Origin of the sequence: Proteus cibi, assembly GCF_003144405.1 — a bacterium.
Classification (GTDB): domain Bacteria; phylum Pseudomonadota; class Gammaproteobacteria; order Enterobacterales; family Enterobacteriaceae; genus Proteus; species Proteus cibi.
Window position 1 is genome coordinate 122,813 of the sequence record NZ_PENW01000026.1, and the last position, 15,657, is coordinate 138,469.

The following is a 15,657-nucleotide window of genomic DNA, read 5'->3' on the forward strand; positions in this document are numbered from 1 at the left end:
ATCCTATTCTTTTAAGATTATCACCAGCAAGTCGTAGGATAAATTATGATTTCAGGAATTTTAGCGTCACCCGGTATCGCATTTGGTCAAACCCTTCTCCTCAAAGAAGAACCCATCATCATTAGCCAACGTAAGATCCAAAGTGATGAAATTGAAAATCAAATCGAACGCTTTAAAGACGGTCGTAACAAATCTGCACAACAACTAGAAATTATTAAAGAGCGTGCTGAAAAGAACCTTGGTGCGGATAAAGCCGAAATCTTTGAAGGCCATATCATGTTGCTAGAAGATGAAGAGTTAGAACAAGAAATTGTTACTCTCATCAAAAGTGATAAAAAAACCGCTGAAGCGGCAGTTCAATCTGTTATTGAAGATCAAGCAACCGCATTAGAAGCTTTAGATGACGAATACCTCAAAGAGCGTGCAGCTGACGTTCGTGATATTGGTAAACGCTTAATGCGCAATATCTTAGAGATGCCAATTATCGATTTAAGTGCTATCTCAGAAAAAGTTATTTTAGTTGCAACCGACCTTACTCCTTCTGAAACTGCGCAATTAAGCTTAGATAACGTATTAGGTTTTATCACTGACTTGGGTGGTAGAACATCTCACACCTCTATCATGGCTCGTTCATTAGAAATTCCAGCTATCGTGGGGACATCTAATGCGACACAAACCATTAAAAAAGATGATTATCTGGTGCTTGATGCGATTAATAACAAAATCATTATTAATCCATCAGATGAGGAACTCGAAACATTAAAAGCGATCAAAGAAGAGTACCTGCACGAAAAAGAAGAATTAGCAAAACTCAAAGACTTACCCGCCATTACACTTGATGGGCATCAAGTCGAAGTTTGCGCTAATATTGGTACAGTTCGAGATGTTGCTGGTGCTGAACGTAACGGCGCTGAAGGTGTTGGTCTGTATCGTACAGAGTTTTTATTTATGGATAGAGACTCTTTACCAACAGAAGATGAGCAATTCCAAGCCTATAAAGCGGTAGCCGAGGCTGTAGGAAGTCCAGCGGTCATTATTCGTACTATGGATATTGGCGGTGATAAAGACTTACCTTACATGAACCTACCCAAAGAAGAGAACCCATTCTTAGGCTGGCGTGCAATTCGTATTTGTCTTGACCGTAAAGAGATCCTTCATCCGCAATTACGTGCTATCTTAAGAGCATCTGCTTTTGGTAAACTACGCATTATGTTTCCAATGATTATCTCTGTTGAAGAGATCCGTGCATTGAAAGCAGAACTTGAAATACTAAAAAGCCAGCTTCGTGAAGAAAAGAAAGCTTTTGATGAATCTATTGAAGTCGGTGTGATGGTAGAAACCCCAGCCGCAGCAGTGATGGCTCGTCATATGGCAAAAGAAGTTGACTTTTTTAGTATTGGGACTAACGATCTAACACAATATACTCTGGCTGTAGACCGTGGAAATGAGCTGATATCTCATCTATATAATCCAATGTCACCTGCAGTACTCAACCTGATAAAACAGGTGATTGATGCATCACATGCTGAAGGTAAATGGACTGGAATGTGTGGTGAACTTGCTGGAGATGAACGAGCAACATTGCTCCTTCTCGGCATGGGATTAGATGAGTTTAGTATGAGTGCTATTTCAATTCCTCGCATCAAAAAAGTGATCCGTAATGCGAATTACGATGATGCAAGAGCACTAGCAGAGCAAGCACTTGCTCAGCCAACTGCAAAAGAATTGATGGACTTAGTAGAAACTTTTACTAAAGAAAAGACACTGTGCTAATCACATTAGCCAGAGCCCGGTCCCAACTACAATAATTAGGAGAAGATTCATGGGTCTGTTTGATAAATTAAAATCACTGGTTTCAGAGGAAAAGAAAGGCAGTGGCACGATTGATATTGTTGCACCACTTTCTGGTGAAATCGTCAATATCGAAGATGTTCCTGATGTTGTTTTCGCTGAAAAAATCGTAGGTGACGGTATTGCTATCAAACCTGCTGGTAATAAAATTGTTGCGCCAGTCGATGGTACTATCGGTAAAATTTTCGAGACTAACCATGCTTTCTCTATTGAGTCTGACAACGGTATCGAGTTATTTGTCCACTTCGGTATCGACACTGTTGAACTGAAAGGTGAAGGGTTTAAACGTATCGCTGAAGAAGGTCAGCAAGTAAAAGTAGGTGATACTATTTTAGAATTTGACTTGGCGGTATTAGAAGAAAAAGCGAAATCAGTTCTAACACCGGTTGTTATCTCTAATATGGATGAAATTCAAAGTTTAACCAAAATGACAGGCCCAGTTACTGTTGGTGAAACCGTTATTATTCAGATTAAAAAATAATCTTCTGTGATGTTCTCTATTTAAACCGCCACCGATAATGTGGCGGTTTTTTTATATTTAAGAACCAAAAATGAAAAGTACTCTAAATAATTCGAGATGTAGCTAGGCGACAAGTGAATAAGTCGCTAGGAGCATACATAAGTATGTGACTAGTGCGAATGAACGCAGTCAACAACGCGACAACTTGAAGTATGACGAGTATTGTGACTAGCGCGAATGAACGTAGCCACAACGCGACAACTTGAAATGTAACGAGTATTCGTCAAGTTAGCCAAAAACGCCCGTTGATAAATAACGGTCGCCTCGATCACAAATAATCGCCACAATCACCGCACCAGGATTCTCTTTTGCAACGCGCAGAGCGCCAGCAACAGCGCCGCCAGAACTTACCCCACAGAAGATACCCTCCTGACTGGCTAAAAGGCGCATCGTTGATTCTGCTTCTGTTTGTGACATGTCTATCACACTATCCACCAGCTCCTTTTTAAAGATGCCGGGCAAATAAGCAGGTGACCAACGGCGAATACCTGGAATTTGACTTTTTTCTTCAGGCTGAAGGCCTATCACTTGCACGCTATCTGATTGTGTTTTTAAGTAACTTCCCACACCCGTAATTGTGCCCGTTGTTCCCATACTCGACACAAAATGTGTAATACGACCTTGTGTTTGTTGCCAAATCTCAGGGCCAGTAGAAATAAAATGCGCTCTTGGATTATCTGGGTTATTAAATTGATCTAATACCTTACCTTCGCCCTTTTGTTCCATCTGTTGTGCGAGATCTCGTGCACCTTCCATACCGACCTCACGACTCACTAAAATCAATTCCGCGCCATAAGCTTGCATAGAGGCTTGACGCTCTTTACTCATATTCTCAGGCATTAACAACTTTAAACGGTAACCTTTTACTGCTGCAATCATCGCTAAGGCAATCCCTGTATTACCACTGGTTGCTTCAATTAGCGTATCACCTGGTTTTATTTCACCACGCAATTCGGCTTGTTCAATCATCGATAATGCAGCTCTGTCTTTTACTGAACCTGCGGGGTTGTTACCTTCAAGCTTAACCCAGATTTCAGCGTCCACCTCTTGTGTAAGTCGTTGTAGTTTTACTAATGGTGTATTACCAATAAATTGTTCTAACCCTGCCACAATAAGTCCCTGCTCATTTGTTTGTCTGTATTAATGAAGAAATCACATTTAACTTATTAACGCAATAATATTAACGTAATTCGATAAGTCTCTTCGCTTTCTGAGAAAACAAAACACCCATGCCTGAAATAAGCATGGGTGAAAAAGAGTGAAATCAAGCGATAGATTAATAATTAAATTAAGCGGTATAGGCTAACGATACCGTATTTAAGGGCGTATCTCCCGTATATAAACGGGCTTGAGCACCTCCCATATAATAGGTATTTCCTTTTGTTGGCGCTGAAGAAATATCATTCCAAACGGCAGTAATAGGTGTTTCACTCCACCCTAATGGCTGTAAAATTAACTGCCAATAATGCCCTTTGGGTGATACCTCAATAACTTTAACAGGTAACCGACAAACGCTATTAGCATGTACACTTAATGCAATTTCCCAAGGTCGCAAAAATACATCAACTGAACCTTGGTGAAGCGGTGTCACCGATAATGGCAAGTGATATCCCCCAATCTGTAATTGCGCACCATTAATTTCACCTTGTAGATGATTCACATCACCTAAAAACTCTAAAACAAAGCGACTCTTTGGTGATTGCCACACTTCTTGTGGTGTCCCTACTTGCTCTATTTTACCATTTCCCATAATCACAATGCGATCAGCGACTTCCATCGCCTCTTGTTGATCATGCGTGACAAAAACACTGGTAAATTTAAGCTCTTCATGAAGCTCACGTAACCAACGGCGTAATTCGGTTCTCACCTTGGCATCTAAAGCACCAAAAGGCTCATCTAATAACAAGATTTGAGGCTCAACAGCCAATGCTCTTGCTAAGGCTACACGCTGTTTCTGCCCGCCTGACAATTGAGCAGGATAACGTTGCGCTAAATGAGGCAATTGGATCATCTCTAATAACTGCTCAACTTTTTTATGAATTGCGTCTTTACTAGGGCGCTCACGGCGAGGCAATACGGTTAAACCAAAAGCGATATTCTCAAATACGGTCATATGACGAAACAGCGCATAGTGCTGAAAAACGAAACCGACTTTGCGATCTCTCGCATGTAATTGGCTAACATCCTGTCCTTCAAAACGAAGACTTCCTTGGGTTTGATGTTCAAGGCCTGCAATAATACGCAAGAGTGTTGTTTTACCTGAACCAGAAGGCCCTAACAATGCCACCATTTCACCTGAAGCCACATCAAGACTGACATCATGCAACACTTCAGTGCGATCAAAATATTTTGTGACACTATTAATTTCAATACTCATATTTTGCCTCTACTTTTGTGTAAATAATGATGTTCATTGCTGACGGGCTAAATGCCATTGCAAAGCACTTTTAAACATTAAGGTGAAAATTGCCATCATCGCGAGTAATGCCGCCGCCGTAAATGCGCCGACGGTATTGTAATCTTGATGAAGTAATTCAACTTGTAACGGTAGTGAATAAGTTTCGCCACGAATAGCACCAGACACCACAGAAACCGCACCAAACTCACCAATAGCTCTAGCATTCGTTAATACAACACCATAGAGCAATGCCCAGCGAATATTCGGTAATGTCACTCGCCAAAACATCGTCCAACCACTCGCACCTAATAACACGGCGGCTTCATCTTCTTGGCTACCTTGGCTCATCATCACGGGTACCAGCTCTCTGACGACAAAAGGGCAAGTGACAAACACCGTTACTAAGACCATTCCTGGCCATGAGAACATAAGTTGGATATCAAATTGCGATAACCACTGCCCAGCCCAGCCATTACTGCCGTAAAAAAGCAGATAAAGTAATCCGGCAACGACTGGAGACACTGCAAATGGAATATCAATCAATGTCATTAATAACTGGCGACCTGGAAAACGAAAGCGCGTGACCAGCCATGCCATACTGACACCAAACAACATATTGACAGGTACCGTGATTAACGCGATAAGTACCGTTAACCAGACAGCATGTAACATATCGCTGTCGAATAAGTTCTCAGTAAATATTTCAACGCCTTTTGAAAACGCGGTCATAAAGATCCACGCAATAGGCACAACTAAAAATAAAATGGATAACACAACACCCGTAAGGATCAACCCCCACTTCACCCAATCAATTTGGCGACGAGATACCGAGCGTTGTTGCATAATATCTGACATCAATGCCCCCTCAACCGTTGACCGAATCGGCTTTGTAATCCATTAATTGAAAACAGTAAGACTAATGAAACAAGTAAGATCACAGAAGCAACAGCACTTGCCGCAGGATAATCAAATTCTTGCAACCGAATAAAAATCATCAAAGAAACAACTTCTGTTTGCCATGCAATATTGCCAGCAATAAAAATAACGGCGCCAAACTCACCTAAACTGCGCGTAAAAGAGAGTGCAGTTCCCGCTATTAATGCTGGTGATAACTCAGGTAATACAACCTTACGAAAAGTCTGCCAACGACTCGCCCCGAGTGTTTCAGCCGCTTCTTCATACTCAGGGCCTAACTCTTCAAGGACTGGCTGAACTGTTCTTACAACAAAAGGCAAACTGGTAAAAGCCATAGCAACGGCAATGCCAATCCATGTATTAATGACTTTGATATCAAATTTATCCAATACAACGCCGTACCAGCCTTGTGTTGAAAACAGAGTGGCAAGCGTCAAGCCAGCAACAGCCGTAGGTAAGGCAAAAGGTAAATCCATTAAACCATCAAGTAGTTGCCTACCTGGAAAACGGTAACGAGTAATGATCCACGCAAGCAACATACCGAAAAGAGCATTAAAAATACTGGCAACGGCTGCCGCTAATAGTGTGACTTTATACGCTGCTACAATTTGAGGGTGTGTTATCACTGCCCAATATTGGGACCAACTCATATCAGAAAGTTGCACAACCAGCGCACTCATTGGTAACAGTAAGATCAAACAGGTGTAAAACAGTGTTCCACCTAAACTTAATCCAAATCCCGGTAAAACCCGTTTGCTGGTTGTGGTAAACATTACTGACGTCCTTGTAGTAACAATTTATCAAGCATGCCATCTGTCGTGAAATGTGTTTTCATCACGTTATTCCAATCACCAAATACTTCTTCAATCGTAAAGAGTGACGTAGTTGGGAACTGTGCTGATTTTTTAGCCATGACCGTTTTATCATTTACGCGATAATTAAATTGCGTGATGATCTCTTGTGCTCTAGGGCTGTATAAATAATTTAGATAGGCTTTTGCCAATGCTTCGGTATCGTTACGCTGAACGTTTTTATCAATCCAAGCGACAGGAAACTCCGCTAAAATATCAACAGGTGGCACAATGACTTGATATTCATCTTCACCATATTGTTGACGAATATTATTAACTTCAGATTCAAAACTGATCAGAACATCCCCAAGTCCGCGTTCAATAAAAGAGGTTGTTGCGCCACGACCTCCCGTATCAAATACCTCGACATTCTTGAGGAATTTTTTCATCGCTTCTTGTGTCTGCTCATCGTTACCATATGCTTTTTCAAAAGCGCCCCATGCCGCTAAGTAGGTATAGCGACCATTACCCGATGTTTTAGGATTAGGGAAAACCACTTTGACATCTTCACGGGTTAAATCTTCCCATGAAGTAATGTTCTTTGGATTTCCTTTGCGTACTAAATACGCCATGGTGGAATAATAAGGCGAGCTATTATTAGGAAGACGTTGTTGCCAATCCGCCGGAATTAATTTGCCTTTATCATGCAGAATTTGTACATCTGTAACTTGGTTATAGGTCACTACATCCGCAGGTAAACCTTGTAATATTGCAAGTGCCTGCTTAGAAGAGCCTGCATGTGATTGTTTGAGGGTGACTTTATCATCAGGATGTTGAGCATCCCACTCTGTTTTAAAATCGCTATTTAGCTGTGTGAATAACTCCCTTGCGATATCGTAAGAGCTATTAAGCAATTGAGCAGCCCCTGCATAACTACTCACAACCAAAGACAATGCTGCGGTTGCTTGTAATGCAAAGGTTCTGATTGTGTTTTTCTTCATCAAAAGTACCCATCATTGTAAGTTTTATTTTAATGGTTACTCTATCGGCTTTATTTATAACAGTGTAGTTAACTTTTGTTATTTGATATAACTGTAAGTTATTAAAAATGAATAAAACTCAGGCTAATTAATTAAACTTGCATCAATTACTATTAATATGAAAAATTTTCAGACAAAAATGCCTGCTTTAAAAGCAGGCATTTCATTAATAAAAACCTATCTAATAACTAGATAACGATTACAGTGCTTTTAATACTTCGTAAGAAGGTGCGAAGTAATAACTTCCTGTTACCGGTTTACTCATACGTAATAGGTCGTCATGTTTACCGTCTAATTCACCAAACATGCTCAATAGTTGCTGTTCAATGTTATATAAACGACCACAGTAAGCTAAGAAATATAAACCATGTTTACCGCTTGCGGTACCGTAAGGCAGGCTGTGACGTAAAATCGCCAGCTCTTCACCGTCTTCTTCAATCACAACACGAGAAACGTGAGATGTCACATTACGCTCAGATTCATCAAGTTCAACACTGTCTTTTTTAGTGCGACCAATCATTTTTTCTTGGTCTGATTCACTAAAACGCGCCCATTTCTTCAGGTTATGTTCATAACGTTGAACTAAAACATAACTACCACCAGCATCAACACCGTCATTAATTAGTGCAACACCATAACGCTCATCATCTTGTGGATTTTCTGTACCATCAATGAAACCACTTAAATCGCGCTCTTCTATCCAACGGAAACCATGAATTTCTTCTTCAACATTAATTACACCACCAAAAGCAGCAATTGCAGCTTGTGCCAGTGAGAAATTCACATCATGACGCATAGATTGAATATGAATAAAGAGATCGCGCTGTGTTGCTGGCGCTAAACCTTTACCTAAAGGGCGAAAAGGTTTCAGCTCTGGTGCACTATTCTCATCGGAAAGTTTTTTCCACAGATCAGAGCCAAATGCAACAACTGCACCTAGTGATGCATCAGGAAATTGCTTTTGTAGATCAGATAATGATTGCATGAATTTCTGACACCCTTCACGCAGAGCTTCTAATTCACCCACAACCATTGCTTCGATAAAAAGACCAAATTTACTATGTGCGACTAAAATGCCACTTTGTGCATGAGACATATTGCTTTCCTAATCAATAATCAAAACACCCAGAATGGTGTTGATTATATCGAATATTTTTTCCTGAAGATTTGCCTTTTAACAAAAATCGGACAGTCTGATTATAAAATCTTCCTGACTTTATCAGGAATAGCGTGAAGGCTATTTGTTCTGCCAAATAATTTGCGTTAATGTCCAGTGAGATAACACTTCATCAGGTGGCATTAATCCATCAGGACCATCCCATTGACCACTAAAGACATAACTCACCGATTTAGCTTCTGTAGATTGGCATAAAATGGTTCTCTGTTTTTCATCTTTAGGACCTTTGCTACACGCACCAAACGCTTTTTTATAGATATCTTTAAATGGTGTACCTATTGTTGTACCCCAATCTGTTGTTGCCTTCGCAGCAAAGACTTCTATTTTTTCAACAGTGCCTTTTTCTTTACCATAGAAAGCCACTTGAACGTTATTATCTTCAAGTGCTTGGACTACAACAATAATATCGCTACCTTGCATCTCCATACCTTCACGATAATTAAAGCGCCCTCCTAACTCATTTTTTATTTCACTTTCTGTTATTTTTGTTGAGTTAGTGATATTTCCTAATCCATTAGCAGAAACGGTTAATGTATCATTTGAAAACCAATTCATCGGATTTAGTGCAGAAAAAGACATTCCTCTCATAGATGAACAGCCACTTAATAGCAAAACACTTGTGCTTAAACACAAGGGTAACCAAAACTTAGGCATCATTTATTTCTCCGTTAAACTTTTTCGTCACACATTAAAATAGATATTGAGGTTATTAAGCACACCTTATATCACTCTTCGTATCACCTCAAACATCAGGCTAAATCAGTCACAATAAGTCAGCATAACAAAATATATACTGAGTTGATCTTAGATAACCACATGAAAAGAAAGCCTAGTTACGACCATCAACATAACATTTTGTTCCACAAAAAAGGCAATATCAGATTTTACGCATAAATAAGAAGTACAAACGTAAGAATAGAAACAAAGAAAAAAGAGAGGGAGATAAGGTGAAGATAAATAACCCCTAAAGATATCAGGGGCTTTAAACACAATTAAAGATCGAAATCCTGATCAACAATTAATCGCTTAGTATATGTTGTACTTTCTTGGTTTTGATCTTCATACAATAACTTCTCAAACATACAAATTGTTGCATCATTTTCTTCTGGTACAACTAATGTAATTTGCGGGCACCCTTTCGCAATCAGCTTTTTCTCTAATCGAGAGATCAATGCATTCGCAATGCCTCTTCCTCGAAAGTCTGGATGAACACCTAAATAGTATAAAGAGCCACGATGACCATCGTAGCCTCCCATTACACTGCCCACAATCTCACCTGACACTTCCGCGATCAGAAATAAATCGGGTGAGTGGTTTAATTTTCTTTCAATATCAATTTCAGGATCATTATCTGGCGATATTAAGTCGCAACGCTCCCAAAGTGTAATGATTGCCTCAAAATCATCTTGGCGAAATACACGTATTTCCATGGTTTTGCCCATTATTGGTCACATAAATCTGAATTTATTATCGCTTGTTTGGTTTATGAATCAACTTGAAAATGAGAACATAGATAATATGGAGTTCTATTTTTAATAAATATGATAAAAATTATAGGTTATTATGAGTTTGCCTGATATTCATCACGTTAAAGAATTTTTCTTATCACTACAAGATACGATTTGTCGTTCTCTTGAAAACATAGACCAAAAAGCCACTTTTCAGCAAGATAATTGGGAAAGAAAAGAGGGAGGTGGTGGTCGTACCCGTGTTTTAACCAACGGTGCGCTTTTTGAACAAGCTGGTGTCAATTTCTCACATGTTTATGGCGACACATTACCGAAATCGGCTACAGCACATCGTCCTGAATTAGCAGGACGTCGTTTTCAAGCAATGGGGGTTTCATTAGTTATTCACCCTATTAATCCTTATATTCCGACTTCTCATGCTAATGTCCGTTTTTTTATTGCTGAAAAAGAAGGTGAAGATCCCGTTTGGTGGTTTGGTGGTGGCTTTGACTTAACACCTTATTATGGATTTGAAGAAGACGTTATTCACTGGCATAAGATTGCGAAATCAGTTTGTACTCCATTTAGTGAAGATTATTACCCTCGCTATAAAAAATGGTGTGATGATTACTTTTATATTAAACACCGTAATGAACCTCGTGGTGTAGGTGGGCTTTTCTTTGATGATTTAAATACCCCAGATTTTGACCACTGTTTCGAATTTGTCCAACACGTTGGACTGGGTTATCTTGATGCCTATTTACCTATTGTTGAAAAGCGTAAATCAATACCTTGGGGAGATCGTGAACGTCAATTCCAACTCTATCGCCGTGGCCGCTATGTTGAATTCAATTTAGTGTGGGATAGAGGCACATTATTTGGCTTGCAAAGTGGTGGAAGAACAGAATCCATTTTAATGTCTATGCCACCTTTAGTCCGTTTTGAATATGATTACTCTCCAGAACCGAATACCCCAGAAGCAAAGTTATACAGTGATTTTTTGATCCCAAAAGAGTGGGTGTAAAATATTTAACTTATTGACAATAAAGCCACATTAAAAATGTGGCTTTATTCGAATCAAACGGGCAGTTTAATAACAAATGATTTCTAAAATCAATTAAACAAAAAAGCCAGTAAACCTGTAACTTTATTTTTGTTTTCCCACCCTTCTGCTCTCATACAAGTATTGAAATAGTCTTTACGTTGCCATTCATTAGCATCGGAAGGAAGAGATGACCCAACAGTTGAATTCGGAATATCTTTACCTTTTAGACTAATAGGAGCAAAAGAAGGCTGTCTAGAAGACAAATATCTCGCGGGATATCGCGCTTTAGCTTCTTGCATACACATATTCTTAGCAATATCTAACGGTGATGGATTTGTGGTTTTTGCTTCCCATTTTTCAGGTGTTGCACAAGCAGAAAGCATAAAAATTGATGCAATGATGATCGTTTTTTTCAAAGTAATAACTCATTAAGACGAATAAGAATCAATTGCATTTTAACTGTTTTTTTAAAGAAATAATTAATTTTTTATGAAGTTTAATCCCATTGAAGTGATAGCACTTTTACTCTTCAAATAATGTATCAGGGTAGCATTATTATAACTGGCATGATCAATTTTTTCTCAGCACGTTGCTGATTTTGAAGTATTGTTTATGGAATAGCACGATAATCTGAGTAACATACCTACGTTTTACTTGTCTTAAACTGATAATACATTGAAAAAATAAGAAGGCTATGATGAGAAAACTGCGTATTGGTATAGTTGGTTTAGGATCAATTGCACAAAAAGTTTATCTACCTATTTTAACTAAAGCTTCTAAGTGGGAATTTATAGGCGCATTTTCACCTAATCAGGAAAAAGGGAATATAATTTGCGCCGCTTATCGTATCCCTTTATTCACGAGCTTAAGTGCCTTAGCCCAACAGTGTGATGCGATATTTGTGCATAGCGCAACTTCAAGTCATTTTGAAGTCATAGAGTATTTATTAAATACAGGTGTACATGTTTATGTTGATAAACCCTTAACAGAACATATTCACCAATCTGAGGCTCTGATTGAACTTGCCACTAAGAAAAATAAAAAACTCATGGTGGGTTTTAATCGTCGTTTTGCGCCTTTTTATCACGCCTTGAAACAGAATCTTACCCACCTTTCCTCTTTAAGAATTGATAAACATCGATGCGATAGTGTCGGCCCTAAAGAAACACGTTTTACCTTGCTTGATGACTATTTACATGTTGTTGATACAGCGCTTTGGTTAGCAGGTTCAAATGCTGAATTATTGAGTGGTAGTATTATTCAAACAAAAGAAAATACACTGTTTTATGCTGAACACCATTTAAAAATCAACGATTGCTGGGTAACGACATCAATGCATAGAAAAGCAGGAAGCCAGCAAGAACAAGTTATTGCCGTTGATGAAGATGCCATACATCAAATTACAAATATGAATTTATGGCGCAGTGAAAGTAGAAATAGCCTTACTGAAAAACATCCAGGAAATTGGGACCCCATTTTGTTGCAACGAGGTTTTATTGGGGCGGTGGAACACTTTATTGAATGTGTTACGAATGATACAGAGCCATCGACAAGCGGAGAGCAAGCCATTGTTGCTCAACTCATGATAGAAAAAATGTTAGCTAACTAATAAATTCTGGGCATAAAAAAACTGAGTTCATTGTAAATTGAACTCAGTTTTTATTTTTGGACGCTAAATTAACTTATTTAGATTTCTTCAAGTGTGACATTAAACGCTTACGTTTACGCAACTGAGATTGTGTTAATTTATTTTTCTTATCCGCATAAGGGTTTTCACCCTCTTTAAATTGAATACGGATTGGCGTACCCATCACTTGCAGAGTACGGCGGAAATAGTTCATCAAATAGCGCTTATAGCTATCAGGTAAATCAGTGACCTGATTACCATGAATAACGACAACAGGTGGATTATAACCACCGGCGTGTGCATATTTCATTTTTACACGGCGTCCGCGAACAATCGGTGGCTGATGATCATCTTCTGCCATCTTCATGATACGCGTTAGCATAGAAGTTCCTACGCGACGCGTTGCACAGACATAAGCTTCTTGAATTGATTCAAAAAGATTGCCCACGCCACTACCATGTAATGCAGAAATAAAGTGAACACGTGCAAAGTCAACAAAGCCTAATTTAAGATCAAGCATTGCTTTTACTTGTTCGCGATCGTCTTGTGTCATGCCATCCCATTTATTGACAGCAATGACTAATGAACGACCTGCATTCAAGATATAACCTAATAATGAAAGATCCTGATCTGAAATACCTTCACGGGCATCAATAACCAGCAATGCAACGTTAGCATCTTCAATGGCTTGTAATGTTTTGATAACAGAGAATTTTTCTACTGTTTCTTTCACTTTACCACGTTTACGAACACCCGCTGTATCGATAATGATATATTCTTTCTCATCACGTTCCATTGGGATATAGATACTGTCACGCGTAGTACCTGGCATATCGTAAACAACCACACGCTCTTCACCAAGCATACGGTTTGTCAGTGTTGATTTTCCAACATTAGGACGACCAACAATCGCTAATTTTACCGGTAATGTAGAAGGATCAAAGTCATCCTCTTCCTCTTCTAACGCTTGTGCTTCTTGTTCTGCTTCTAGTGCAGCCCAATAAGCCGCATTTTCTTCTTCTTCAGTCAGCTCTCGCTCTTCTTCCACCACTTTACCCGTAATGGGTAATAGTGCCTGTTCAATCAATTGAGCAACACCACGACCATGAGACGCAGCGATTGGGAAGATTTCACCTAATCCTAAAGAATAAAAATCAGCGAGTGCAGTATCAATATCGATACCGTCAGTTTTATTCGCAACTAAATACGTTTTTTTCTCAACACCACGAAGGTGTTTTGCAATACCTTGGTCTGCTGGCATCAAACCTGCACGAGCATCAACTAAAAATAGTACGATGTCGGCTTCTTGAATAGCCTGTAGAGATTGTGATGCCATATGAGTTTCAACACCCTCTTCAGCACCATCAATACCACCGGTATCAATAATAATAAATTCTTCGCCTTCTAACTCTGCCCGACCATATTTACGGTCACGGGTGAGGCCTGGAAAATCGGCAACTAATGCGTCTCTTGTGCGTGTTAGTCGATTAAATAACGTGGATTTACCCACGTTAGGGCGCCCTACTAAGGCAATAACGGGTATCATTTTTTGATGCCTCATAAAAATACAATCACGAACCTGATTGTATTTTACATGTAATTACTAAAAAGACGAAACGGCTCCTTTAAAGGAGCCGTAAAATAAATAGATTTGTCAGCAATTAATTACCGACTATAAAGATAAAGCTTACCGTCACGAGCTTGGATCATCAGTTTATCTTGCACCGCTTGAGGGCGGCTTAATAAGCCTGAACTATTCACTTGGTTTTGTGCAATAAATTTACCGGTGTTGGTATCAATCCAATGGAGATAACCTTCTGCATCACCCACCACTAAATAGCCATCAAAAATAGCCGGAGCAGTTAAATTGCGATGCAATAAATCTTCTTGTGTCCATAATGTCACACCATCAGATTTACGAACAGATAAAACTCGGTCATTTTGGTCAACGAGGTAAAGATTATCACCCAACAGCACCATATCATTGACTGAACCTAATTCGCGTTTCCAAAGAATTTGTCCAGAACGCATATCAAGGCTAACTAAATTACCGTTATATGCCATTGCATAAACCGTATTTTCATCAATAATCGGCGTGATATCCACATCATTTAAGCGACTGATTTCAGTAGAGCCTTTAATTTGTGAAATATTTTGTTGCCAAATCAATTGTCCTTGAGAAAGGACAACCGCACTGACGCGACCATTATCTGCACCAATAATTGCTGCACCGTAAGCGACAGCAGGTGCGGACTCACCACGAAGAGATAATGATGGGGTGTCTAAGTTAATCGTCCAAGAAATCTCACCACTTAATAAGTCGAGTCCTTGCAACATACCATTGCTAGTATGAATAAGGACTAAACCATCACTAACAACAGGTTTTGAAATCGCTTCACCAGCAACATCGGTTTCCCAATCAATCGAGCCATCTTCAGTGTTCAGTGCATATACTTTCGCTTTTTCAGTTCCCACAAAAACGCGAGTGCCTGAAACAGTTAGCCCACCAGAAAGTAATGCAGACTCATTGGATGAAAGAAAACCAGTTTTAATAGAGAGATCTTGCGACCAAAGTTCTTTACCCGTTTCTACATCTAATGCTTTAACCAAACCATGGCGATCAGCGACATAAACAACCGCGCCATCCCATGTTGGTGACAAGTGAGAATAGTATTTGCCAATACCATTTCCAACTGATTTGTCCCAAACGGCTTTAGGTGTAAATTGGCTTTGCACCTCAGGCAATGGAGACATTGTCACATTATCCTGTTCACTAGAACATCCTGCCAACAAAGCAGATGCTAGTAGACCAACCAGGAGAGTTTTACGCAGTTGCATGTCTGAA

15 protein-coding genes are annotated in these 15,657 nt (G+C 39.4%); 4 read left to right on the forward strand and 11 right to left on the reverse strand.

Annotated elements, in window-relative coordinates; genetic code table 11:
- Positions 1-45: 45 nt before the first annotated feature.
- A complete protein-coding gene (gene ptsI / locus DK865_RS14320; RefSeq protein ID WP_023581648.1) occupies positions 46-1,773 on the forward strand; it encodes a phosphoenolpyruvate-protein phosphotransferase PtsI in 1,728 nt (575 codons plus the stop codon).
- 49 nt (positions 1,774-1,822) lie between these two features.
- A complete protein-coding gene (gene crr / locus DK865_RS14325; protein ID WP_023581647.1) occupies positions 1,823-2,332 on the forward strand; it encodes a PTS glucose transporter subunit IIA in 510 nt (169 codons plus the stop codon).
- A 267-nt stretch (positions 2,333-2,599) separates the two neighbouring features.
- Here the strand turns inward: crr and cysM are convergent, their stop codons facing one another.
- The 8 genes from cysM to DK865_RS14365 all read right to left on the reverse strand — a co-directional run bounded on the left by cysM (position 2,600) and on the right by DK865_RS14365 (position 10,122).
- A complete protein-coding gene (cysM, locus tag DK865_RS14330; RefSeq protein WP_036912575.1) occupies positions 2,600-3,481 on the reverse strand; it encodes a cysteine synthase CysM in 882 nt (293 codons plus the stop codon).
- A 178-nt stretch (positions 3,482-3,659) separates the two neighbouring features.
- On the reverse strand, positions 3,660-4,748 hold the full coding sequence (gene cysA, locus DK865_RS14335) for a sulfate/thiosulfate ABC transporter ATP-binding protein CysA (RefSeq protein ID WP_109392222.1): 1,089 nt from the start codon (positions 4,746-4,748) through the stop codon (positions 3,660-3,662).
- 33 nt (positions 4,749-4,781) lie between these two features.
- Complete coding sequence (cysW, locus tag DK865_RS14340; RefSeq protein WP_109392223.1) at positions 4,782-5,624, reverse strand: sulfate/thiosulfate ABC transporter permease CysW; 843 nt, start codon at positions 5,622-5,624, stop codon at positions 4,782-4,784.
- The gene (cysT, locus tag DK865_RS14345) at positions 5,624-6,457 is read right to left on the reverse strand and encodes a sulfate/thiosulfate ABC transporter permease CysT (RefSeq protein ID WP_023581644.1); all 834 of its coding nucleotides are present in this window, start codon (positions 6,455-6,457) and stop codon (positions 5,624-5,626) included. The genes cysW and cysT overlap by 1 nt, the downstream gene beginning before the upstream one ends.
- Positions 6,457-7,476, reverse strand: coding sequence for a thiosulfate ABC transporter substrate-binding protein CysP (gene cysP / locus DK865_RS14350; protein WP_109392224.1), 1,020 nt, complete (start codon positions 7,474-7,476; stop codon positions 6,457-6,459). The genes cysT and cysP overlap by 1 nt, the downstream gene beginning before the upstream one ends.
- A 238-nt stretch (positions 7,477-7,714) precedes the next feature.
- Complete coding sequence (locus DK865_RS14355) at positions 7,715-8,611, reverse strand: Dyp-type peroxidase (RefSeq protein WP_023581642.1); 897 nt, start codon at positions 8,609-8,611, stop codon at positions 7,715-7,717.
- A 141-nt stretch (positions 8,612-8,752) separates the two neighbouring features.
- Complete coding sequence (locus DK865_RS14360) at positions 8,753-9,349, reverse strand: RpoE-regulated lipoprotein (protein ID WP_228407793.1); 597 nt, start codon at positions 9,347-9,349, stop codon at positions 8,753-8,755.
- 335 nt (positions 9,350-9,684) lie between these two features.
- Entirely contained in the window at positions 9,685-10,122 is a 438-nt protein-coding gene (locus tag DK865_RS14365; RefSeq protein ID WP_036913413.1) for a GNAT family acetyltransferase, read from the reverse strand.
- 133 nt (positions 10,123-10,255) lie between these two features.
- Between DK865_RS14365 and hemF the strand changes: the two genes are divergently transcribed.
- Positions 10,256-11,164, forward strand: a complete 909-nt coding sequence (hemF, locus tag DK865_RS14370; protein ID WP_109392225.1) for an oxygen-dependent coproporphyrinogen oxidase — start codon at positions 10,256-10,258, stop codon at positions 11,162-11,164.
- Between the two features lie 89 nt (positions 11,165-11,253).
- Here hemF and DK865_RS14375 read toward each other — a convergent pair whose 3' ends face one another.
- Positions 11,254-11,601, reverse strand: a complete 348-nt coding sequence (locus DK865_RS14375; RefSeq protein WP_228407794.1) for a hypothetical protein — start codon at positions 11,599-11,601, stop codon at positions 11,254-11,256.
- A gap of 281 nt (positions 11,602-11,882) precedes the next feature.
- Here DK865_RS14375 and DK865_RS14380 point away from each other — a divergent pair, with 281 nt between their 5' ends.
- Positions 11,883-12,794 carry a Gfo/Idh/MocA family protein gene (locus DK865_RS14380; protein ID WP_109392226.1) on the forward strand — a complete coding sequence of 304 codons (912 nt, stop codon included), beginning with the start codon at positions 11,883-11,885 and terminating at the stop codon, positions 12,792-12,794.
- A 73-nt stretch (positions 12,795-12,867) separates the two neighbouring features.
- Here the strand turns inward: DK865_RS14380 and der are convergent, their stop codons facing one another.
- On the reverse strand, positions 12,868-14,358 hold the full coding sequence (der, locus tag DK865_RS14385; RefSeq protein ID WP_036912565.1) for a ribosome biogenesis GTPase Der: 1,491 nt from the start codon (positions 14,356-14,358) through the stop codon (positions 12,868-12,870).
- Between the two features lie 119 nt (positions 14,359-14,477).
- Entirely contained in the window at positions 14,478-15,650 is a 1,173-nt protein-coding gene (gene bamB, locus DK865_RS14390; RefSeq protein ID WP_109392227.1) for an outer membrane protein assembly factor BamB, read from the reverse strand.
- Positions 15,651-15,657: the final 7 nt, after the last annotated feature.

Bases quoted from the DNA above. Each gene is read 5' to 3' on its own strand.
- DK865_RS14360 (WP_228407793.1), bottom strand. From the start codon at position 9,349: ATGATGCCTAAGTTTTGGTTACCCTTGTGTTTAAGCACAAGTGTTTTG.
- cysW (WP_109392223.1), bottom strand. From the start codon at position 5,624: ATGTCAGATATTATGCAACAACGCTCGGTATCTCGTCGCCAAATTGAT.
- hemF (WP_109392225.1), top strand. From the start codon at position 10,256: ATGAGTTTGCCTGATATTCATCACGTTAAAGAATTTTTCTTATCACTA.
- cysP (WP_109392224.1), bottom strand. From the start codon at position 7,476: ATGAAGAAAAACACAATCAGAACCTTTGCATTACAAGCAACCGCAGCA.
- DK865_RS14365 (WP_036913413.1), bottom strand. From the start codon at position 10,122: ATGGAAATACGTGTATTTCGCCAAGATGATTTTGAGGCAATCATTACA.
- ptsI (WP_023581648.1), top strand. From the start codon at position 46: ATGATTTCAGGAATTTTAGCGTCACCCGGTATCGCATTTGGTCAAACC.
- cysT (WP_023581644.1), bottom strand. From the start codon at position 6,457: ATGTTTACCACAACCAGCAAACGGGTTTTACCGGGATTTGGATTAAGT.
- bamB (WP_109392227.1), bottom strand. From the start codon at position 15,650: ATGCAACTGCGTAAAACTCTCCTGGTTGGTCTACTAGCATCTGCTTTG.
- cysA (WP_109392222.1), bottom strand. From the start codon at position 4,748: ATGAGTATTGAAATTAATAGTGTCACAAAATATTTTGATCGCACTGAA.
- DK865_RS14380 (WP_109392226.1), top strand. From the start codon at position 11,883: ATGAGAAAACTGCGTATTGGTATAGTTGGTTTAGGATCAATTGCACAA.
- crr (WP_023581647.1), top strand. From the start codon at position 1,823: ATGGGTCTGTTTGATAAATTAAAATCACTGGTTTCAGAGGAAAAGAAA.
- der (WP_036912565.1), bottom strand. From the start codon at position 14,358: ATGATACCCGTTATTGCCTTAGTAGGGCGCCCTAACGTGGGTAAATCC.
- DK865_RS14355 (WP_023581642.1), bottom strand. From the start codon at position 8,611: ATGTCTCATGCACAAAGTGGCATTTTAGTCGCACATAGTAAATTTGGT.